This is a genomic window from Thalassospira sp. MIT1004 (genome assembly GCF_001858545.1).
In the GTDB taxonomy this organism is placed as follows: Bacteria; Pseudomonadota; Alphaproteobacteria; order Rhodospirillales; family Thalassospiraceae; genus Thalassospira; species Thalassospira xiamenensis.
In genome coordinates this window covers 31,725-53,434 of sequence record NZ_MCAO01000002.1, presented here as the reverse complement: position 1 = coordinate 53,434, position 21,710 = coordinate 31,725, and the positions used below count along the sequence as shown (strand labels likewise).

The 21,710-nt window shown below is 54.4% G+C and carries 15 protein-coding genes and 2 pseudogenes; 9 read left to right on the top strand and 8 right to left on the bottom strand.

The features are described from left to right. Positions 1 to 141: 141 nt before the first annotated feature. Both BC440_RS00985 and BC440_RS00980 read right to left on the bottom strand, forming a co-directional pair. Positions 142 to 870 carry a hypothetical protein gene (locus tag BC440_RS00985; RefSeq protein WP_071239417.1) on the bottom strand — a complete coding sequence of 243 codons (729 nt, stop codon included), beginning with the start codon at positions 868 to 870 and terminating at the stop codon, positions 142 to 144. Positions 871 to 1,029: 159 nt separating this feature from the next. Next, positions 1,030 to 2,106 (bottom strand): COX15/CtaA family protein, encoded by a 1,077-nt coding sequence (locus tag BC440_RS00980; RefSeq protein WP_247643512.1) that lies wholly within the window; start codon positions 2,104 to 2,106, stop codon positions 1,030 to 1,032. Positions 2,107 to 2,615: 509 nt separating this feature from the next. Here BC440_RS00980 and BC440_RS00970 point away from each other — a divergent pair. Both BC440_RS00970 and BC440_RS00965 read left to right on the top strand, forming a co-directional pair. After that, complete coding sequence (locus BC440_RS00970; protein ID WP_037991171.1) at positions 2,616 to 3,173, top strand: NAD(P)-dependent oxidoreductase; 558 nt, start codon at positions 2,616 to 2,618, stop codon at positions 3,171 to 3,173. Beyond that, positions 3,164 to 3,916 carry a phosphoadenylyl-sulfate reductase gene (locus BC440_RS00965; RefSeq protein WP_082822707.1) on the top strand — a complete coding sequence of 251 codons (753 nt, stop codon included), beginning with the start codon at positions 3,164 to 3,166 and terminating at the stop codon, positions 3,914 to 3,916. The genes BC440_RS00970 and BC440_RS00965 overlap by 10 nt, the downstream gene beginning before the upstream one ends. A gap of 386 nt (positions 3,917 to 4,302) precedes the next feature. Here the strand turns inward: BC440_RS00965 and BC440_RS22530 are convergent, their stop codons facing one another. From BC440_RS22530 to BC440_RS00950, 3 genes are all read right to left on the bottom strand, one after another. After that, complete coding sequence (locus BC440_RS22530) at positions 4,303 to 4,722, bottom strand: hypothetical protein (protein WP_139192061.1); 420 nt, start codon at positions 4,720 to 4,722, stop codon at positions 4,303 to 4,305. 488 nt (positions 4,723 to 5,210) lie between these two features. Continuing rightward, on the bottom strand, positions 5,211 to 6,650 hold the full coding sequence (locus BC440_RS00955; protein WP_083379282.1) for a deoxyguanosinetriphosphate triphosphohydrolase: 1,440 nt from the start codon (positions 6,648 to 6,650) through the stop codon (positions 5,211 to 5,213). Positions 6,651 to 6,760: 110 nt separating this feature from the next. Continuing rightward, positions 6,761 to 7,168, bottom strand: a complete 408-nt coding sequence (locus BC440_RS00950; RefSeq protein WP_247643511.1) for a hypothetical protein — start codon at positions 7,166 to 7,168, stop codon at positions 6,761 to 6,763. A 253-nt stretch (positions 7,169 to 7,421) separates the two neighbouring features. Between BC440_RS00950 and gor the strand changes: the two genes are divergently transcribed. From gor to BC440_RS00935, 4 genes and pseudogenes are all read left to right on the top strand, one after another. Beyond that, complete coding sequence (gor, locus tag BC440_RS00945; RefSeq protein ID WP_071239412.1) at positions 7,422 to 8,783, top strand: glutathione-disulfide reductase; 1,362 nt, start codon at positions 7,422 to 7,424, stop codon at positions 8,781 to 8,783. Positions 8,784 to 8,989: 206 nt separating this feature from the next. Continuing rightward, entirely contained in the window at positions 8,990 to 9,829 is an 840-nt protein-coding gene (locus BC440_RS00940) for a hypothetical protein (protein WP_071239411.1), read from the top strand. Between the two features lie 83 nt (positions 9,830 to 9,912). After that, a pseudogene (locus BC440_RS23665) lies at positions 9,913 to 10,161 on the top strand (DUF1883 domain-containing protein); the annotation flags it as partial. Between the two features lie 18 nt (positions 10,162 to 10,179). Continuing rightward, positions 10,180 to 10,686, top strand: a complete 507-nt coding sequence (locus tag BC440_RS00935) for a toll/interleukin-1 receptor domain-containing protein (protein ID WP_247643510.1) — start codon at positions 10,180 to 10,182, stop codon at positions 10,684 to 10,686. 82 nt (positions 10,687 to 10,768) lie between these two features. Here the strand turns inward: BC440_RS00935 and BC440_RS00930 are convergent. Further along, positions 10,769 to 11,031: pseudogene (locus BC440_RS00930) on the bottom strand (Lrp/AsnC ligand binding domain-containing protein); the annotation flags it as partial. Between the two features lie 273 nt (positions 11,032 to 11,304). On the opposite strand from BC440_RS00930, the gene BC440_RS00925 reads away from it, so the two are divergent. Both BC440_RS00925 and pbpC read left to right on the top strand, forming a co-directional pair. Beyond that, positions 11,305 to 16,338: an MG2 domain-containing protein gene (locus tag BC440_RS00925; protein ID WP_175484451.1), complete on the top strand. Its 5,034-nt coding sequence runs from the start codon at positions 11,305 to 11,307 to the stop codon at positions 16,336 to 16,338. Between the two features lie 18 nt (positions 16,339 to 16,356). Beyond that, complete coding sequence (gene pbpC, locus BC440_RS00920; RefSeq protein ID WP_083379281.1) at positions 16,357 to 18,468, top strand: penicillin-binding protein 1C; 2,112 nt, start codon at positions 16,357 to 16,359, stop codon at positions 18,466 to 18,468. Positions 18,469 to 18,489: 21 nt separating this feature from the next. Here pbpC and BC440_RS00915 read toward each other — a convergent pair whose 3' ends face one another. After that, positions 18,490 to 18,978: an Lrp/AsnC ligand binding domain-containing protein gene (locus BC440_RS00915; RefSeq protein WP_071239408.1), complete on the bottom strand. Its 489-nt coding sequence runs from the start codon at positions 18,976 to 18,978 to the stop codon at positions 18,490 to 18,492. 179 nt (positions 18,979 to 19,157) lie between these two features. Between BC440_RS00915 and BC440_RS00910 the strand changes: the two genes are divergently transcribed. Next, positions 19,158 to 20,174 (top strand): 1-aminocyclopropane-1-carboxylate deaminase, encoded by a 1,017-nt coding sequence (locus BC440_RS00910; protein ID WP_037991707.1) that lies wholly within the window; start codon positions 19,158 to 19,160, stop codon positions 20,172 to 20,174. A gap of 164 nt (positions 20,175 to 20,338) precedes the next feature. Here the strand turns inward: BC440_RS00910 and BC440_RS00905 are convergent, their stop codons facing one another. Continuing rightward, complete coding sequence (locus BC440_RS00905) at positions 20,339 to 21,646, bottom strand: TRAP transporter large permease subunit (RefSeq protein ID WP_007091270.1); 1,308 nt, start codon at positions 21,644 to 21,646, stop codon at positions 20,339 to 20,341. Positions 21,647 to 21,710 lie beyond the last annotated feature (64 nt).

Genomic DNA, 21,710 nt, shown 5'->3' with positions numbered 1-21,710 from the left:
TACCTTCATACCGTCGAGAGTTGGTTCGCCGGACGGTCACGTTGCAGACTACGTAACCGATGCAGCTCTATCCTGAGCTGAATAGTAGAACGCTAATTAATTAAATCTGTCTCCTTTTGCTCGCGCAACTTCTAAGGCTCATCAGAATGAGCTTTTCTTAACTTTGCTTACCGGAACTGTAGCATGCGTGACAGTCTTAATCTGACTGAGGGTGCGAGAGTAAGAGACTATATCGAATTCTTCGATGACTACTGTGCCGTAGTCTCGATTTACCAATTTATCAAGGTGCGCAGTAAACATCTTTGCGTCAGATAGCGGCTCAGAAAACATGACCATACTGGCGTGACAAGTGTTTCGCACATTCTCAATCGTAGGCTCAGGTCCCGGACGAACAAGGTTCCGCGCCCCAAGCTCGAGGAAGTATTTCTTCCTCAGTTCGATGAGGTCAAAATGAGGATACCCGCAAAGTAGCACACCGGTTCTTACGCCAATCATACCTTTGAATGTGACTTCAAACGGCTGGTGGCCCTCTATGACAGCTTTCATAGCATCAGCGTATCCGGCCACATCTGAATCGTTAGCGACGATGTTCGCCCGGAAACCTTCATTCGAACGGACAGTGACATGAACGCTGTTTGGGTCATACGCAGCGTGGACCTCACCCATGGTATTTCGCAGGTCCGCAATATCTCTCCAAAGTTCTGCGCTTAACTTCGGCCTGAACACAGTGCTTATTCCCCAGCGAAGTTCGCCTGGCTGGGGCAGGGGGTCGACAACGATATCATTCTCGATAATTGCTTGTCGGTTTCCCTCTCGGATTTTGGCATAGCGTGATTCAAGGTCATTGAAGCTTCCGCTATTAGAGCTCATGATAATCTCCTATGCCGAGTTTCAGCTGGCCAATGAACTCTTTGCAAAAATCATTGTTTGGGCCCATCAGTGGCTTCGCTAGTCTAGGGTAAAAAGGGGCCAGATTTACTTTCCTGTTACCGGATTATGGGTACACCGGTATTCTGCCATCAAACCCCTTCAAGCACCCCGATCTCCCGACAACCTGTAAACCGCATAGGTCGCAGCCCCCACAAGCACCACCGCCCCCGCCTGATGCGCCACACCCAGCGGCAGCCACACCACACTCAGCAACGTTGAAATCCCCAATGTCACCTGAAGGCAAACCGCCGCCAGCACCAGATGCGTGGCAAGGCGTTGCTGCGGTGTCAGGTTCCATTTCCCGGCCCGCCACCAGAACAGGATCACCATGACAAAGGTCAGTTTCGCGAGCCACCGGTGATCCCACTGCACCGTCATATGGTCCTCAAACGGGGCCAGCCATGCGGGGCTATAGACAAACAGCCCATCGGGGATCAGTTGCCCGTCCATCAGCGGGAAGGTGTTATAGGTATGTCCGGCATTGATCCCGGCAACAAAGCCACCCGAAAGGGCGGTAAACACGATCAGCGCCAGAAGCTGCCAGCCGCGTTTTGAGGCATGGGTTGAAATGCCGCGCGGGGCATACTGGTTAAGCCCGACCCACATCAACGCGATGAAAATCACCAGCGCCAGACCAAAATGCGCGGTCAGGCGGTACTGGCTGACATCGGGGCGGTCGACAAGGCCGCTCATGACCATGTACCAGCCCATTGCGCCTTGCAACCCGCCAAGGATGAACAGCCCCCAAAGCTTCCATTTGGTCGCGCCATCAATGGATTTTTTGGCAAGGAACCAGACGAAGGGCACAAAGAACACGACGCCAATCAACCGGCCCCAAAGCCGGTGAATGAATTCCAGCCAGAAGATCGATTTGAAATCCTCGACCGACATCCAGGCATTGATCTTCTGGAATTCCGGATACTGGCTGTATTGCTGATAAAGCGCCATCCAGTCCGCCTCGTTCATCGGCGGGATGATCCCGGTAAAGGGCCGCCATTCCACGATGGATAACCCGGACTCGGTCAACCGCGTCAGGCCGCCAATCACCACCATGATGAACACCATGGCCGCCACAAAAAACAGCCACATCGCAACATTCCTGTGCGGGGCGGGGGCTGTGGCGGCGGTATGGGGCAGGGCGGATGAAACGCTGCTGGTATGCTCAATCGGGGACATCGGCGGGATCTCTTTGTCATGCGAAGCGCTTAATTTCGCGCCCAATATAGGATGAAATTTCAAAAAGTGCAGGAAAAGCTTCACCGTAATGCTTTTACGGCCGTCACCGAGGCCGGATCACGAAACCTATTTGCGCAATAAATAGTGTTCTATAAATATAAAACACATAAAAAATGTATTGAATTGTCCGATATACACAATCATAGTTAGGGTCAGGACCCATTAATTTGATTGGAATGGCAGGCGTTATATTTGCGAAATCCAAGGAAAAGCCCGCCGTGCGGGTCGGTATCCCGGACAAGGGGTTTGACGCCGGAGTTCGCAAATATAACGCCTGTCCTTCGGATCAATCGGATTTGCACGGGCTACTTTGTCGCAAGACCTTGAAAGATATTTATCTTCCTGCGGTTTTGCTCCGCGTATCCGCACAAATCTGATTGACCATTTCAAACAAATTAATGGGTCCTGACCCTAATCAACCAACAGAAACTTTCTTTTGAGGATCGACGATGTTTCCCATCAATCTGGACCTTGCGCGGCTTTCGGTCGCGCTGGTGGGCAATGGTCAGGCAACCCTGAACCGTTTGCGCCAGCTTGACGGTGATGGGGCGAGATACGTCACCGTTTATGCCGAAGACCCGATTGCCGAACTGGTGGACCAGGCCGGCGACCGGTTGCACCGCTATCTCCCGAATTCGGCCGATGTCAACGCGGCCGCAATCCTGTTTATTGTCGATTTGCCGCACGAAAAGGCCGCCGAGCTGGCCGCCATCGCCAAGGCCGTCGGCACGATCGCCAATGTCGAGGACGTCAAGGAATACTGTGATTTTTTCTCGCCAGCGCGGGTCACGCGCGGTGATCTGATGATTACGGTTTCGACCAACGGGCACAGCCCGCGTCTGGCCGGGCGTATTCGCCGTGCGATTGAAAACTGGCTGGTGCCCAAATGGGATCAGCGCCTGCGCGAGCTTTCCGGTCAGCGTGAAAAATGGAAGGCCGAAGGGGCGGACATGAAACAGCTCCTGAAAATGACGGACGATTATATCGACCGTCGGGGATGGTTGTGATGACCGTCATGCGCGAAGAAGACATTGTCACCGGCGGCTCTATGTCGGTCGAGGAGGCCGAAGTCCGTGCGGCTGATCTGCTGTCGCGATACGGCCATTTGCAGGGCATTTCCCTGATCGAACCGATGGTGCACGAGGAATTCCACGGCAAAATCACCATGACCTCGTCGTTTGGGACAGAGGCCGCGGCACTGCTCGCCCTTGTCTCCGAAGTCGATCCCAACCTGCCGGTGATCTTCCTGGATACCCGCAAGCTGTTTGGCGAAACCCATCGTTATCGTGAACAGCTCGTTGATCAGCTTGGCCTGACCAATATCCAGATCATGCGCCCGGATGAAACGCTTCTGGCAGCCGATGATCCCAACGGCATGCTGTTTGCCACGGATACCGCCAAATGCTGCTATCTGCGGAAGGTCGAACCACTGCAACGTGCGCTCAAGGGCTATGACGCGTGGCTGACCGGGCGCAAACGCTTCCACGGTGGCGAACGCGGGCAATTGCCCGTGATCGAAACCGCCGGAACCCGGATCAAGATCAACCCGCTGGCGGGTTATAACCGGGCTGATATCGAAGATATCTTTGAAAACCGCGCCTTGCCACATCATCCGCTCGAAGCCGAAGGCTTCCTGTCGATTGGCTGCATGCCATGCACGGATCGGGTTGATCCCAATTCAACCGATGTCCGTGCCGGTCGCTGGGCCGGGCAGGACAAAACCGAATGCGGCATCCACTACATCATCTGAAAATCAAAGCCCGGTCCTTGTGCCGGGCTTTTCAGATTGCGGGCAAAGCCTTCCCGACCTGATCGTCATTTCGTTTCAATGGAGCATGGATTCCGGGTCTGCGCTGCGCCCGGAATGACGGTTTTGATCCATCGCCAAGCCAATCCAGCCAGCCAGCCAACCAACCCCGGACCGCTGACAAAGCCCTCCTAACCAGATCGTCATTCCCGCGACGGCGGGAATCCAGTCTCTTCCAATCGGGCATGGATTCCGGGTCTGCGCTCTGCTCCGCCCGGAATGACGGTTTTGATCAATCGCCAGGCCACTCCCGCCAGCCAAGCCCAGACCGCTGACAAAGCATTCTCAACCTGATCGTCATTCCCGCGACGGCGGGAATCCAGTCTCTTTCAATGGGTCATGGATTCCGGGGCTGCGCTCTGCTCCGCCCGGAATGACGGTTTTGATCCATCGCCAAACCAATCCAGCCAGCCAACCAACCCCGCTGCCCCCGGCATCGCCAAACGCCACCGAACGGACGGACCACGCCCCTGACCCTGCTGCTGCCCCGAGCAAACACCCGCCGCCCTCGGTTGACGCCGCAAACGCACATCACCCCAAGGGCAACAACGTTGCCGCATGGCAGGCACACAAATCCCGCCATCGATGACCGGCCCTTCGGCATCTCCGAACGCACCATAGGCCCGCTGGCAACCGATCCTGCCAGCCGCTCCCCACCAGCCACCCCGGCAACCCGACCAGACGATCCCGTGCCGATCCAATCCGGGCGCAATTCGGGCCCGCTGATTCTCGGCATTGTCACACTTCACCGACCGGACTGACCCCGGACTGAACCGGACCGGACCAACTTCGCTTCGCCCCGGCTATCCCTGCTCCGAACCAACACCCTTGCCCTAAAGGCACATTTCTCCCGTCATGATAAACACCCGTTTTTCGCAAATTTCCCGCGGCCTTACGGCCCAGACGCACCACCGCCGTAATGGCTTTTCCATGCGCCAGAGATGCTCCTTTGGCGATGCCACCCCCGCCATTGCAGCCTGTCAGATCGCTGCCCTGTCATCGTCTCATTCCTGTTTTTGCCGCCCGAAACGCAAAAACCCGCAAAAGCGAATCACGCTTTGCGGGTTTTGTCTCCGGACCCATTTGTCCTGTTGACTTTATCTTTATGCCACAATCAAAAGAACAAATCAAGAACTTTCTTCCGGAAAACCGGAAATAATTCCTCGTCAAAGCTCAGTTCGGCAAGAATGGTATATTTATCAATATCTTAGGCGGGCGAACCTGCCGGGCTTTCGCGTTAAATCGTAATGCCCTGAAGCTTGCGAAACAGCGTCACCGCATAGCGGTCCGTCATGCCGGAAATATAATCCATCACCCGCATGATCCGGGCATAAAGCCCGTCTGCTTCCGAAAGCTTGCCCGACAGAAGTTTGTCGATCCGGTCGGCCTGCGGCGGCAGGCGCTTGCCATGCGTTTTATGTTCTTCAATGTCGATTGCCGCCCGGACAAAGCTGTCAAGCAGGCCATTGATCACCTCGAACCCGGCCATTTCAATCGGCAGGACATGCGGCGCGTTATAAATCCGCTCGACCGCCAGCATCTTGCACTGTCTGGCATCCTTGCCAAGCGGCGTATTGGCCAGCAGATCACCTTCCAGTGTGCCCGAAAGCAACGCGTCCTCATGCGCGATAAAGGCATCAACCGCCGCCTTCACCAGATTGCCAATTGCCTTGCCACGCAAAAAACCTATCCGGTCGTCTTCCGATTTCTCGGCATACCAAGGCTCGGCCCGCAAATCGGCCCAGCGTTTTTCGGCATCACCCGGATATTTTTCCGGGTGGCGGGCAATCGGGGCAAGGGCACGTTCGACCTGCTCGAAACTCACACAATTAAGTTCCCAGCCATCTTCAAGATCGACCACCGAATAGCAGATGTCATCGGCCGCCTCGACCAGATAGACCAGCGGATGGCGTCGCCACGCCCCGTCAAACCCGTCAAGCGGCGATAACCCGCAAACATTGGCAATCGCATGGGCAATGTCGCGTTCCGCCTGATAATATCCGGGTTTCTTAAGCCCGGTATATTCCTTTCGGCGCGCATCGGGCACCGACGTGCTGCGCGGATATTTGATGAAGCTGCCAAGTGTGCCGTAAGTCAGGTTCAGCCCACCGTCAAACCGCTTCATTTCAAGCTGGCTGATGATGCGGAGCCCTTGCGCATTCCCTTCGAAATGCCGCAGATCTTCAAGCTCCGGTCCGGTCAGCCGTCCGGTCAGTTCTTCCTTGGCAAGGCGCGATGTGGTGAACCATTCATTGATCGCATCCTCGCCCGAATGGCCGAATGGCGGGTTGCCGATATCATGGGCAAGGCACGCGGCCTGCACCATGTAACCGATATCGGCGATGGTGATCGGGCTGTCTTTTGGCAGGTGTTTGACGATATGCGCACCGGCCATCAGGCCTAGCGACTGCCCGACCGATCCGACCTCGATCGTGTGGGTCAGGCGGGTATGCACATGGTCGTTTTCCGAAAGCGGATGAACCTGTGTCTTGTTCTGAAGGCGGCGGAACGAGGATGAAAAAATGATCCGGTCGACATCGATCTGGAACGGGCTTCTGCCATCCGGGCTTGGATGCGGATCGCCTTCGGGCAGGCGAATCTTGCCATCCCGAAAATCAAGCCGGTGTGGTGAAAGCAGATTTTCCCAGCGCATTTTGGCCGGTTGCATCGAACCCATGGCGATGCGACTCCCTGTCCGTGTCGTGTGTGCGTCCGCAAACCCGACTTTAACGGGGTGGGGAGTCGGGCGCAATCGGACAAAACCGATTGCGCCAAATCAGTGTGATCTTATCCGAAGAACCAGCTTTTCGGATTATCAATCGGGCTGCCGTTAAGCGCGCGCAAAACGCCAATCACGTTGCGCCCGATAAACCACGCGGTGGTATAAAGCGCCATCAGGCCGACAATCGCCCAGCCCAGAAGCGGCACCCAGCCGATCACCAGCGTGAAAAAGCCCAGAATGATCGCATAAAGGATGCTGATCCAGAATGTGCGGATGATGAATGTGTAATGGCTGTTGGTCCAGTGATCATCATCCTCGCGCGCGACATAGGCAACGATCAGCGCGATCAGACCGGTGGCAAAGGCGGTAAACAGGGTCGCGATCATCAGGCCGTAACAGACGACAGCCGTATTGCCGCCGCGCGTATCTGCATATTGCGGGGCATTGTCAAACGATGCGTCTTGACCTGTCATCCGGTCACTCATGGGCGTTGTTCCTGTGTTGTGGGGCCGTTCATCAAATCACCGGCTCTTTCCAGCATATAGCAAGAAAATTACCAAATGCTATCTTCGGCTGGTCAACCGGCATCACAGGGGCGGTTTTCAGCGCGATAACACGAAATTCATTGCAAAGGGGCGGCTTTTGCCTCGACTCTTGTGATTTCCGCCCTACATTTGGCCCCATATCACGCAATGATCACAATGATCGAGAAATAAGGATTTCCGCATGTCGGATTATGATTATGACCTGTTTGTCATCGGTGCCGGATCGGGCGGCGTGCGGGCCGCACGCGTTGCATCTGGCTATGGGGCAAAGGTCGCGATTGCCGAGGAAAGCCGCGTTGGCGGCACCTGTGTCATTCGTGGCTGTGTGCCCAAAAAGCTTCTGGTTTACGGCGCACATTTTGCCGAGGATTTCGAAGATGCGGCCGCCTATGGCTGGACCCTTCCGGGCGAACCCAGCTTTAGCTGGAAAAAGCTGATTGCCAACAAGGATGCGGAAATTGATCGCCTGAATGGCATCTATAAAAAGCTTTTGGCGGGATCGAACATCGAACTGTTCGAAAGCCGCGCGGTGCTTAAGGATGCACACACCATTGCCGTCGGCGATAAAACCGTAACGGCGGATCGTATCCTGATTGCGGTGGGCGGCACGCCATCACTGCCCGATATTCCCGGTGTCGAGCACGCGATTTCCTCCAACGAGGCCTTCCACCTTGACGATCTGCCCGAACGGATTGCAGTGGTTGGCGGCGGCTATATCGCGGTTGAATTTGCCGGGATTTTCGCAGGCCTTGGCGCGCAGGTGACGCAATTCTATCGCGGCGATCAGATTTTGCGCGGTTTTGATCATGATATTCGCGAACACCTGGCCCGGGAAATCGTCAAAAAAGGTATCGACCTTAAGCTGAACACCAATGTCACCGCGATCAGCAAAAATGACGACGGGACGCTTTCCCTGACTCTGACCGGCGGCGGACATCAGGTTGTCGATGCCATCATGTTTGCCACCGGCCGCAAACCGAAAACCCATGGCATGGGGCTTGAGGAGGTCGGGGTGGAGCTTAAGGATAATAGTGCCATCATCACCAATGCGGGTCTGCAAACCAGCGTGCCAAATATCTATGCGGTTGGCGATGTCCGCGATCATGTCCAACTGACCCCGGTCGCGATCAAGGAAGGCATGGCGTTCGCCGATACGGTATTTGGCGGCAAACCGTGGTCGATGTCCTATAACGCCATCCCGACCGCGGTGTTCAGCCAGCCACCGGTCGGCACGGTTGGCCTGAGCGAGGAAGAAGCCCGCGCGAAGGGGGGCGAAGTCGTCATTTACAAATCGACCTTCAAACCAATGCGCCATACTCTTTCGGGGCGCGATGAAAAAACGCTGATGAAACTCATCGTCGATAAAACCACCGACGTCGTTCTTGGTGCGCACATGGTCGGCCCGGACGCCGCCGAAATCATCCAGGGTATCGGCATTGCGGTCCGCATGGGCGCAACCAAGGCCCAGTTCGACCAGACCGTCGCGGTGCATCCGTCGGCGGCGGAAGAATTCGTGACCATGCGCTTCCCGGTTGGTGACTGAGTTTTCCCGTCTTCGGTAACAAACAGGCGGCCAATGTGGCCGCCTGTTTTCGTTTGCGGATGGTGAGTTCTGCGGGTTTTGGTGCGATTGGAGAAGTTGGGCTGTTTGAGCATCTTTAAGTGGAAATTGTCTGCTGATTAAGTGTATTTTAAATTGCTGATGTGGAAAGGTGCTAATCTACTTTCATTATATGTTGGGGTATTTTGATGGGTAAATCAAATTATAATAAAACTGTCGAAGTTGATTCTGCTGTGTCAATTGAGAAGGGGGTGGTATCTTCTGTGATAGGGCGGAATACAGAAAATCTTCTTGAGTTGTTAGATGGTAGAGTTAAAGTATCTTCTGAAGAATTTAAGTCTTTGATTGTTTCGGTTGACTCTCATAATATTGTAGCGAAGGTGTTTTTGTTGGAGGGAACGCCTTACGTTTTCTCAGAAAGCCCTATGAAATACGTGATATTTCGCGAGCAAGTTGCAGAACGTTTTTCTGTTGGCTCGCAAGACGTTTGTATCGTCGGAAGTGCGAAATTAGGATTTAGTACGTCTCCAAATAAGTTTGGTAGAGAGTTTAAAGAAGAATCCGACGTAGACGTTGTTGTGATATCGGAAAGCTTGTTCTACCAAGGATCATTTGAGCTTTTTAAGTATCTAAATTTTATCGGACCAAACTTAAATGATGTTAGGAATAAATCTGATAATAAAATAGGTGACTCTAAGGTGCAGGTTGACCAAATTGATTGGGTTAAAATAAAGGAAGGCCTTAGGAATTACACGTTCAACAATTTTAATCCTAGTCTTTTGCCTGGGGATAATGAAATTAGGAAGGACATTTTCGATAAAATAACCTCTACATCTGGCCTGTTTTTAGCCCTTCAGCCGCAAGTTTTTGTTTCTAAGATTCGCTGTAGGATATTCAAATCGTGGAAGGCAGCAGAGGATTATTATTCTAATAGTCTTAGGCAATTGAAATATAAAATAATTGGGGGGGGCGAGTATTTGGAAGATCCGTCGGCGGAATTGAAGCGCGATGATATTGAGGATGCTTAGTTTCTGAATGTTTGTAGTTTTCTATGTGTTTTGCAGTCTATTGAAGTGGGTTTGTGCATTTGCATGGTTTGAAAGGTTAGGTTGTGAATTTTCTTCAATTCGATTTGGGGAATATAGGTCGTGGGGAAGTAGTCGAGGTGACCTTAACCAGTGGTGCGAATATTCGCTTGATGACGAGTTCGGAATTCTCAAATTATAGAAATGGTCGGCGACATAGATATATAGGGGGGCTAGCACGAAGATCTCCTGTCCGGCTACAGACTGATCGCTCGGGTCACTGGTATGTTGTCGTTGATATGCAGGGATTGCGTGGAAGTACTAACGCGTCAGTTAGGGTGCTTCCTGGAGTCTTGCCGGATATTCAAGAGCGCCCACTGTCGGAAATTCCGAGTTTGGTTCACTACCATGACTCAGTTTCTTCAAGGGGGGATGGGGAAGTCTATGACGTATTCATCTCTCATGCATCGGAAGATAAGGAAGAGTTGGTTCGTCCATTGGCTAATGCATTATTCGCCAAAGGATTAAACGTCTGGTATGATGAAATGACATTAAGAATTGGGGACAGTCTTCGGCAGAAAATAGATAAAGGATTGGCTAATAGTAGAGTTGGTTTGGTGGTCCTATCACCATCTTTTATAAAAAAAGGATGGACCAACTATGAGCTAGACGGAATCGTTACGAGAGCTGTTGGTGGTGATCAGGTTCTTCTTCCAATTTGGCATCATATAACGAAGCAACAGGTCATAGATTTTAGTCCATCTTTGGCCGATAAAGTTGCGAGAAGTACCGCAACTCATACAGTTAATGAAATAGCTGAGGAAATACACGAATTGTTAACGTCAGCAGCGATTTCGTGACTTTATCTGCGTCCGGTGTTGCAGGGAGGCGACTGTCATGATCATGGTAAAAAGCTTTCTCGGGTACTAAGGTCAGGCGTATTTAAAACGCCAACGGCGCATTATCGACAACCTCTTTCATCACGAAAAACGTTCGCGTTTGCCGCACACCGGGAAGCGCAATCAGTTGATCGCCATGCAGGTGATTGAAATCGGCCATGTCGCGAGCCCGGATTTTCAGGAAGTAATAGAAATCTCCCGCCACCAGATGGCAATCAAGGATAAAGGGCAGTTTGCGGCACGCGGTTTTAAACGCGGCGAAGCTGTCAGGGGTTGATGGGTCCGCACCACGCCAACCATCACCAGTTCGACGAGACCGTCGCCGTGCACCCATCCGCGGCCGAGGAATTCGTGACCATGCGCTTCCCGGTTGGCGACTGACATCCGGTTTCCGGCCAGTCTTCTGAAAACAGGTGGTTTCCCGTAAACCACCTGTCTTTTGTGTGATGTTTATGCTGGACGACGGACCACAAAAAACCTTTATTGTGCAGAAGGATAAAATCAGAATTCTGCCAATAAAATAAAAATACAGAGGTTCGGATGCGTTGCGTGAAATGGCTGACAGGCCTTTTTTTCTTGATGGTTACCTTGCCGGCTTTACCGGCTCTTGCTCAGGAAAAGGGGCCGTCACAGACGCCCGTGATCTATGCCGCAAGTTTCCCGTGCGAACGCGCATCAACGCTTGTTGAACATGCGATCTGCCAGAACGAAGATCTGGCAAAACGTGACCTTGAAATGGCGCGACGTTACCAGTCGGTAATGTCCATGTCAGACCCGGATCAGCAAAACAGCATCGAAAGCGATCAGGTGGGCTGGCTTTGGGAACGCAACCGCGCCTGCAGTTTTGACGCATCGGAAACCGCAAAAATCCATGACTGCCTTGCGGGGCAATATGATGCCCGGATTGCGGTTCTTGCCGGAATGCTGCGCGGGGATATTGTTCTTCAGAATGTGTCGGTGGCATCGGACAAAGCGGTGAGCGAAACCTGCTTTGTGTTTGATCACGAATTGCGTGCCGATCAGGATCTTGAATTGCGTGCCTATATCGAATTGTCGCCAAAACGGGACTATTCGGCGCGCATTTCCAACGGCGCGCTGTGTCTGTTTGGCCTTCCGCATTCGCAAATCACCAATGTTACCCTGCGCAAGGGCCTCAGAGGCCCCCACGATTTTACCCTGGCAGAGGATCTCAGCCACGATGTGAAGGTCGGGACGCGCCGTGCCACGATTTCACTGGGTACAAACAGCTATATCCTGCCAAAAAGTGATACGCCGGTCTTGCCGGTTACAACGGTCAATCATGATCGTGTGGCGCTTAAATTCTATCGCGTTGTGGAACGAAACATCGTTACGACGCTGACCCGCAATCTTCTGGCGCGTGAACTTGATAATTGGGACATGCGCCAGATCGGCAATGATATCGGGGCGGAAATCTGGTCTGGAACGCTTGATATTCGCAATCGTCCGGATCAGGACGTCGTCACCCAGATTCCCCTGCGCGATATGGTTTCGGACTTCAAGCCGGGGCTCTATGTTCTGGTCGCAAGCGATCCGGATCAGGATGAAAGCTGGGCCAATCAGCCGACCCAATGGTTGGTGATCACCGATCTTGGTCTTTCGGCCTATAGCGGCGAAAATGGTCTGTCGCTTCAGGTCCGGTCGCTTAAAACGGCCGAACCGGTCGGGCGGGCGACGGTGCGGCTTGTCGCCCGCAATAATGAAATACTCGGTGAAGCCGTCACCAGGGCGGATGGCTGGGCGGACCTTTCGGGGGCATTGTTAAACGGCACCGGCGGCAAACAGGCGGTTTATCTGACCGCAGAAACCAGAGACGGTGATTTTTCGTTTATTTCGCTGACCCAGCCAGCACTGGAGTTGTCGGACCATGGTGTCGCGGGCAAGGCGCCGCCCAAACCGCTGCAAACCTATCTGTACTCGGAACGTGGTATCTATCGACCGGGCGAGACGGTGAAGCTTGGTTATTTGCTGCGTGACGACAAGGCCAATGCGCGCGCCCAAATCCCCCTGACCATTGTTTTGTATCAACCCGATGGCAAGGAAGTTTTCAAAACCGTTCAGTCCCCGGATGATTTGGGCGGCGGGCGTGTTGATATCCCCATTTCAGGCGCTGCCGCGACCGGGAAATGGCGGATTGCTGCCTATAGCGATCCAAAGGCCGATGCCATCGGCAATCTTGAAATTCAGGTCGAGGAATTCGTTCCCGAACGTCTTGAAGTCAGCGCGCATGTATCGGCCCCCTATATGGCCTTTGGTGCATCGATGCCGGTTGATGTTCAAACCGATTATCTGTTTGGGGCCCCGGGAAGCGGCCTTCGGGTCAGCGGGGATGCCTTGCTTCAGGTTGATCACAAACCGTTTGAGACCTATGGCGATTATTATTTTGGCTTGGCATCGGAAACGGCGCAAATCCGCAATGCTTTCGACCCTGTTAAAAGCGATGACAGCGGTTACGCCGAACTGAAGGTTCCAGCCTTTGACGAGGTTGATGTTTCCTCGCCGCTGCGCGTCCGGCTAAACATCGAGGTTGCCGATATCGATGGCCGTCCCAGCCGGGCGACCGTCAATCTGCCGCTGCGCAATAGCGACACCTTTGTTGGTGTAAGAGCCCGCTTTGATGGCGATACCCTGTCTTATGGGCAAGCCGCGACATTTGATGCAATCGCTCTGAATGCCACGGGTGATCCAATCGCCAATCATGAATTGCAGATCGAATGGGTCCGCGAGGAACGCGATTACAACTGGTTCTATCAGGATGGTCGCTGGCAATCGAGTTACGAAAAATACGACATTCCCATTGATCGGGAAATCGTCACGACCGGCCCGGATGGCGTTGTTTCGTTCGATCGCGGATTTGATGACTGGGGATATTATCGCGCGGTCATTCGCGATACCCAGACCGGCAGTGCGGCCGATCATACCTTCCATGTCGGCTGGTGGTCGAACGGGCAATCCCCCGACCGCCCCGATCAGCTTGCCCTGACGGTTGAGGCCGACGACGTCAAACCGGGGGATACGATCAATGGCTTTGTCAAAGCACCGTTCGAAGGCAGACTTCAGGTAACGGTTGCCCACAAAAACATTCTGTGGCGTCAGGAATTTGATCTTTCGGCGGATGGCACGGAATTCAGTATCCCTGTCCGCGCGGAATGGGGCAGCGGCGCCTATGTTCTTGCTACGGCCTATCGTGCGGGGCTTGATACCGATCAGCACGGTCCGTTCCGTGCCGTCGGGGCCAAATGGATTTCGTTTGACAGTGAAAGCCACAGATTGAAAGTCGATTTTGACCTGCCCGACGAAGTCCTGCCATCCAGTCATCTTTCGGTGCCGGTCACGGTTTCGGGCGAGGTGGTTGGTGATGAAGACCTGCGCGTCAATGTCTTTGCCGTTGATGAAGGCATCCTGCGTCTTACCGGTTTCAGGACACCGCGCCCTGATCTTGATCTGCTGGCACAGCAATATCTGCAACTTGGCTATTATGATCTTTATGGTCATCTGATCGCCCCGCAATCCGGGGATGCCGGAACGATCCGGTCCGGGGGGGATGAAACGGATTCTGGGAATCTGGGGTCATTGCGTGCCCGCGTATTCAAATCGGTGGCACTGGCCAGTGATACCTTGAAACCCGATGAAAACGGTGTGGCGACCGCACAGTTTGATCTGCCTGATTTTAACGGAAAACTGCGTTTCTTTGCCGTGGCCTATAGCAAAACAGCCACCGGTGGTGGGGCGGCAAATATGCTGGTACGTGCCCCGATTGTCGCCGAACTTTTACCCGCCCGTTTTCAGGCACCGGGGGATGTCTCCAATGTGGCTCTGCGTCTGCAAAATCTAAGCGGTCCGGCTGGCGATTATCACGCCCGTTTGTCGTCCAGTGATGAATTTGCCATCGCCCAGCCCGACTGGAACGGTGTTTTGGCACAGGGCCAGCAAATTGAAACTGCATTTGACATTACCGCGCGAAAGACCGGTGTCGGGACGCTGACACTTGATGTTTCCGGGCCGGATGGCTACCGCCAGCAGCGCCAGTGGGATATGGAAGTCCGTCCTGCCCAGCCTTGGGAAAACCACACCGCACAGGCGGAATTGACCGCGGGTGATGTCCTTGATTTCAATGCCGACATCCTCGGTCAGTATTTGCCTGAAACGGTCAATATGAACCTGACCCTGTCCTCGGTTCCCGAAATCAGGGTTCAGGACCTGATCACGGCACTTGATCGCTATCCCTATGGTTGTCTGGAGCAAACCACCAGCCGGGCGTTTCCGTTGCTGTCGTTTGGGGATGCCCAGTCACGCTGGAATGACGTCCGTTTCGATGCGGCCGGTCTGGACGACAAAATCCGTGACGGCATCGTGCGCATTCTTGCCAAGCAGCGCGGCGATGGCAGTTTCGGTTTCTGGGATCGCCATAATGATCCCGAACCGTGGCTGACTGCGTACGCCACCGATTTCCTGACGGCCGCGCGTGCGCGCGGATATACCGTGCTGGATGACCGTTTTGATGATGCGCTGGATTGGATGCAGGACGTTGTGCGCTATGAACAATACCCGCCCGAAGCACGCGCCTATATGGTGCTGGTGCTGGCGCGCAATGATCGGTATTCCGTGTCGAACCTGAAATACGAAGCAGAAGAACTGCTCAATACCGGCATCGGGTCGCTGGCACGCGCTCAGGTGAATGCCGCCATGGTGACGGTTGGCGCGGACGCCGATCCGGTTTCAATGGATGACATCCTTCAAAATCTTGGCTCGACCGGGCGCTATTATCACAGCTTCGGCTCGTCCTTGCGCGATCTGTCGGCAATCCTGACCCTGCCAAAGGAAATCTTTGCCAGCGAAACGGAACGCCTGGCACTTTTGCGGGCTGTCACCGAACAATCCGATCAGGAACGCTATACAAGTACCCAGGAAAAAGGCTGGCTGTTGCAGGCGGCGACCAGCATTACCAAAGATGCCAGCCAGCTGGTTTCCCTGCGTCTGAACGGACGAGACATGGAACCGGCGCGAAGTTATCGCCTGACATTGCCGCCCGAACTTGTGACACCGGGATACAAGGTGGAAAATATCGGGGATCATACGGTTTTTGCCCGCTGGTCCGTTACCGGCATTCCGGCCAGCCCACTGGCACCAGAGGCCCATAACCTGTCGATCAAGCGCCAATATTTTGATCTTGATGGCAAACCGGCCTCTTTGGAAAATGTCAAAACCGGTGACCGGTTGATTGTGGTTCTGTCGGGGAAAAGTACGGCCAAACTGTCGCACCGTGCCTTGGTGGTGGATTTGCTGCCTGCCGGGTTTGAAATTGAAAGCAACGCGCATTTCCCTGAACTGGATGGCAAGCTTTCTCTTGGCCCCGATGACGTCTCCTGGACCGATTTCCGCGCTGAACGTGATGACCGGTTCGTTGCCTCGATCAATATTGGCAGTGGCGGCTACGGGCGTTACGAGAAAGCTGATTTCCGTCTGTCTTACGTTGTTCGTGCGGTGACACCGGGGACCTATATCCTTCCGGCACCTTATATCGAAGATATGTACAAACCGGCCTTCTTCGCCCGTGGTGCGGTGTCCTCGCTTGTGGTCAAACCGATCAACTAACCGCGAAAGACACCCGCCGTGACATTGACATGGCCCAAACCCGGACGCGCTTCTGTCATTGTCGGCAGTTTTCTGCTGGCGATGGCGTGTCTGTGGGGGCTTGATCGGGTTTTCCCGCCCAATCTTGCCCGGTTGGATGATCTTTCAACCGTGGTTGAAGGTGAAAATGGCCGCCCGTTGCGGGTTTTTGGCACCGCCGATGGATTGCTGCGGCTGGAAACGCGGATTGCGGAAATTGATCCGAAATATATCCGGTTTCTGAAATCCTATGAGGACCGCCGTTTTGACAGTCACTTTGGCGTTGATCCGCTGGCCCTTATCCGCGCCGTCGGGCAATGGGTGCGGGCAGGGCATGTCGTGTCGGGCGGATCAACACTTACGATGCAGGTTGCCCGCCTTCTGGAGCCGCGTGATCGCACGATCCTATCGAAAATCGTCGAAATGCTGCGCGCCATCCAACTCGAAGCCCATTATTCCAAAACGGAAATCCTTGATATGTATGTCACGCTGGCTCCGTTTGGCGGGCGTGTCGAAGGTATTCGAAGTGCCACCCATGTCTATTTCCGCAAAGAACCCGATCGCCTGACAATTGCCGAGGCGGCCTTGCTTACCGTGCTGCCGCAATCGCCCGGCCGTCTGCGCCCGGATCGTTTTCCCGAAACGGCGCGTGCTGCCCGTGACAAGGTGCTGGATCGGCTATATTTAACGAATGCCATTTCCCGGGCTGATTATATCGAAGCTTTGGCGGAACCTTTGCCCGTTGCGCAATATCCGTTGCCGATGCTTGCCCCGCATCTTGCCGAACGGTTGGTCGCAGCCAATCGCGATCAGACCCGTATCGTCACGACGATTGATCCGGCCCTTCAGGCTGACCTCCAAAAGCTTGTTGAATTTCACGGTGGGGATCCGGTCCCCGAACGTTCTGTGGCCATTATGGTTGTTGAAAACAGCACGTCAAAGGTCCGTGCCCATCTGGGGGCTCGCGATTATCTGGATCGGGTCAGTCACGGGTTCGTCGATATGACGCGCGCCATCCGTTCCCCCGGATCAACGTTAAAGCCGTTCATCTACGCCCTGTCATTTGATGATCACCAGACCCATCCCCAGACCATGATCTGGGATCGGGAAATTGCCGATGGCAGTTACCACCCGACCAACTTCGATCACGGCGAATATGGGCAGATCAGCATTGCCGACGCGCTGCGATTTAGCCTCAACATCCCGGCCGTCAAGGTGCTTGAACGATATGGCCCGATCCGGTTTGCGCAAAGCTTGCGCCGAAATGGCCTTGAAATGCGGTTGCCCGGTGAAGCGCAAAGTCCCAATCTTGCCATGGCGCTTGGCGGGGTTGGCGTGCGCCTTGAAGACCTGATCGGGTTTTATCGGGCACTGGCTGCGGATCGTAAAAACTGTCCGTTGCAATATCTGCGTGATCGGGCGCCCGTTCCGTGCCTGTCCGACAGCGATATGTTTTCAGTTCGAACTCAAAACTGGATCACGGGTATTTTGCAAAATACGCCGCGTCCTGCGGGATATCGTTGGCAATCGTCGGACAATACCAATACCCCACCGATTGCCTTTAAAACCGGTACCTCATATGGCTATCGCGACGCTTGGGCATTTGGCTATGCGGGGGATTATACCGTTGGCGTTTGGGTGGGGAAGGCATCCGGGCAACCGATACCGGGCCAAACCGGCCTTGGAGCTGCCGCCCCCATTTTGTTTTCCGTGTTTGAAAAACTCCCTCGTCCGCCTTTGCCACCGGCCAGGAAAGCGGCCTTTAACCTTTGGAAAGCCCCGCCGCCCGACCTTCTTAAGGACTTTTCGCGTCAACAGAAGGGCACAACAAAACAGGCTGCCAACGGCCTTGATATCATTTCCCCTGCCGAGGATGCGGTTTTCCTGCTCGGCGATATTCAGCAGCGCGGCGTGCCGCTGCGTGCCCGCAACGGCCTGCGCCCTCTGATCTGGATCATCAATGGCGTGCCGCTTGTTTCCGACCCTTGGAAACGCAGCGTAAACTGGATGCCCGATGCACCGGGTTTTTACGATATCACCGTGCTTGATCGTCAGGGAGCAGCGAACCATCGCCGCATCACCATTCGTACAGCGTTGCCGTCCGACCGCTAACTCTGTTGATCTTGTTCTTGGTCAAAACGCCAGCGGTGCATTGTCGACGACCTCTTTCATCACAAAAAACGTTCGCGTTTGCCGGACACCGGGAAGCGCAATCAGCTGATCGCCATGCAGGTGATTGAAATCGGCCATGTCGCGGACCCGGATTTTCAGAAAGTAATCGAAATCCCCCGCCACCAGATGGCAATCAAGGATGAACGGAAGTTTCCGGCACGCGGTTTCGAACGCGGCGAAGCTGTCAGGGGTTGAGCGGTCCAGTACCACGCCAACCATCACCAGTGCCGCGCGATCCACCTTGTCCGGGGCGATCTGGGCGCGGATGGAGGTGATATATCCTTCTTCGAACAGGCGTTGCATCCGGCGGTGGCAGGTGGCCGGGCTGACATTGACCCGTTTGGCAATATCGGCATTGCCCATTCGTCCGTCAGTTTGCAGCAGGCGCAGAATCTTTTGATCGATGCGGTCTATCGGGGTGGTATTTGCGGGATTGGCAGGCTGCGTCATGAAAGGACCTTCCGGAATTCTGTAAATTTTCGAAATTCTAGGCACATTTTGATATGTGATGAAAGCTTCGTGTGAAAAATTGGCACGAAGTTCGAGAACACCTTTCACGCGGTTGGCGGTAGCATTTCCCCTTCATGAGGTTCGTTTCCCATGTCGTTCTGCAAATCAGGGAGTGCGCGATGCGCCTGGATAAATTTGAAAAATACAAACTGACCTTTGGCCCGACCCCGATTGAGGCTCTGCCGCGTCTTTCCGCCCATCTTGGCGGCGATGTCGAACTTTATGCCAAGCGCGAGGATTGCAATTCCGGGCTGGCCTTTGGCGGCAACAAGGTCCGCAAGATGGAATATATCATCCCCGATGCAATCAAATCCGGGGCCGATACCCTTGTCACCATCGGCGGTGTGCAATCCAACCACACAAGGCAGGTTGCGGCCATCGCCGCCAAGATCGGCATGAAATGCCGTCTGGTGCAGGAGAGCTGGGTGCCGTTTAACGATGCGGTTTATGACCGGGTCGGCAACATCCTGATGAGCCGCGTCATGGGGGCGGAGATCGAGTTGGTCGACGAGGGCTTTGATATCGGCATCCGTGAAAGCTGGGAAGCCGCCCTTGAGGATGTGAAGGCCAAGGGCGGGGTGCCTTACCCGATCCCGGCCGGGGCATCGGTGCATAAATATGGCGGTCTTGGTTTTGTCGGCTTTGCCGAGGAAGTCCGCGCCCAGGAAGCTGAGCTTGGCTTTAAATTCGATTATATCGTGGTCTGCACCGTGACCGGTTCCACCCATGCCGGGATGGCTGTCGGTTTTGCCGCCGATGGCCGTGCGGATAAGGTGGTTGGCATTGATGCGTCGGGTACCCTCGAACAGACCCGCGCGCAGGTTCTGGCGATTGCGCAGAAAACCGCCGATCTGGTCGAACTTGAAGGCGGTATTTCGGATCGCGACATCACCCTGATCGAAGATTATGCCTATCCGGCTTATGGCGTGCCGTCCGATGAAACCAACGAGGCAATTCGCCTGTGTGGTCGTCTGGAAGGCATGATGACCGACCCGGTTTACGAAGGCAAATCGATGCAGGGCATGATTGATCTGGTCAAAAAGGGCTATTTCCCCAAGGGGTCCAAAGTCCTGTACGCCCATCTTGGCGGTGTGCCGGCGATCAATGCCTATAGTTACCTTTATCGTAACGGCTGACTGGCCGTTCACAACCCTTGCACCCGCGCCACCCTGTCATTCCCGTTCTGGCGGGAATTTGGTCTCCCACAGCTCTCCCTCGAGGATGGGGTGGTGCGAACGCAAAGGGGAAGCCGTTATGGCTTCCCCTTTGTCATTTTGGGTTTCTATCAGTCCGGATGATCCTATCGCCCTGTAATCCCCGGGAAGATGATCAGAATGGCCACGGCCAGCACCTGCAGGCAGATGAATGGCACCAGTGCCTTGAAGATCGTGCCAAGCGTTATGTCCGGTGGTGCCACGGATTTCAGGTAAAACGCGGCAGGGCCAAACGGCGGGGACAGGAAGCTGACCTGCATGTTCATCGCAAACAGCACCCCGAACCATACTGGATCAAAGCCAAGCTGTTTGATGATCGGAACAAAGATCGGCATGGTCAGAAGGGCGATCCCGACCCAGTCAAGGAACATGCCCAGCACGAACAGGATCAGCATCATGAACAGGATGATGATCATCGGGTCATCGGAAATGCCGGTAATCAGGACGGATACAAACTTGATCCCGCCCATAAGGTTGAATACTCCGACCAGTGCCGATGCGCCAATCCCGATCCAGACGATCATGCCGCATGTCGACAGTGTCTGAAGCGATGCGGCCTTGAGCATGGAAAGCGAAAATTCGCGCCGAACGATGGTCGATGCGACCACCCCGGCAACACCGACGGCCGAGGCTTCCGTGACCGACGCAATTCCGCCATAGATCGACCCCAAAACACAGATCACGACCAGGAACGGCAGGATCAGCCCCTTGAGCAAGCGGATTTTTTCTTCGTTCGGGATTTTTTCGGTGCGCGGCGGCGGAGCAATATTATCCCCCGTGTAGCTTCGAAACAGCACATAGGCGACATAGAACCCCGCCAGCATGAAGCCCGGCAGGAAGGACGCGGTAAACAGATCGCCGATCGACACATTCGCCGTCAGGCCATAGATGATCAGAACGATGGATGGTGGCACCATCGTGCCCAGCGACCCGCCAGCACAGACAACCCCGATGGCCAGGTTCTTGTCATATCCCTGACGGAGCATCTGTGGCAGTGCCAGAAGGCCCAGCAACACGATCTCGCCCCCGATGATGCCGCTCATGGCGGCCAGAATGACGGCGACAAAAATCGTCTGGACCGCAACCCCGCCCTTAAGCCGGCCACCAAACAGGCGCATGGCTTCGAACAGGTCCTTGGCAATGCCGGATCGATCAAGGATTGCTGCCATCATCACGAACATCGGGACCGAGACAAAGACAAAGGATGACACAAACGAATAGACCCTGCTTGTGATCAGCGGTACCGCCATCGGTCCGAACCAGCCAAGGGTAAACAGCAGGGCAATCAGCAGGGTCACAAATGCCAGCGGCATGCCGGTCATCAAAAAACCAAGCAGCAGCACGAACATCGCAAGCGTGCCATATTCAATGCCAAGGGACTGCAAATCAAACATCGGGATTTATCCTGTTGCGCCGGATATAACGGTCTTCATGCTGTGCATGGGCGAGTTTGGGCAG

Bases quoted from the DNA above. Each gene is read 5' to 3' on its own strand.
- BC440_RS00985 (WP_071239417.1), bottom strand. From the start codon at position 870: ATGAGCTCTAATAGCGGAAGCTTCAATGACCTTGAATCACGCTATGCC.
- BC440_RS00980 (WP_247643512.1), bottom strand. From the start codon at position 2,106: ATGTCCCCGATTGAGCATACCAGCAGCGTTTCATCCGCCCTGCCCCAT.
- BC440_RS00970 (WP_037991171.1), top strand. From the start codon at position 2,616: ATGTTTCCCATCAATCTGGACCTTGCGCGGCTTTCGGTCGCGCTGGTG.
- BC440_RS00965 (WP_082822707.1), top strand. From the start codon at position 3,164: ATGGTTGTGATGACCGTCATGCGCGAAGAAGACATTGTCACCGGCGGC.
- BC440_RS00955 (WP_083379282.1), bottom strand. From the start codon at position 6,650: ATGGGTTCGATGCAACCGGCCAAAATGCGCTGGGAAAATCTGCTTTCA.
- BC440_RS00950 (WP_247643511.1), bottom strand. From the start codon at position 7,168: ATGACAGGTCAAGACGCATCGTTTGACAATGCCCCGCAATATGCAGAT.
- gor (WP_071239412.1), top strand. From the start codon at position 7,422: ATGTCGGATTATGATTATGACCTGTTTGTCATCGGTGCCGGATCGGGC.
- BC440_RS00940 (WP_071239411.1), top strand. From the start codon at position 8,990: ATGGGTAAATCAAATTATAATAAAACTGTCGAAGTTGATTCTGCTGTG.
- BC440_RS00925 (WP_175484451.1), top strand. From the start codon at position 11,305: ATGGTTACCTTGCCGGCTTTACCGGCTCTTGCTCAGGAAAAGGGGCCG.
- BC440_RS00915 (WP_071239408.1), bottom strand. From the start codon at position 18,978: ATGACGCAGCCTGCCAATCCCGCAAATACCACCCCGATAGACCGCATC.
- BC440_RS00910 (WP_037991707.1), top strand. From the start codon at position 19,158: ATGCGCCTGGATAAATTTGAAAAATACAAACTGACCTTTGGCCCGACC.
- BC440_RS00905 (WP_007091270.1), bottom strand. From the start codon at position 21,646: ATGTTTGATTTGCAGTCCCTTGGCATTGAATATGGCACGCTTGCGATG.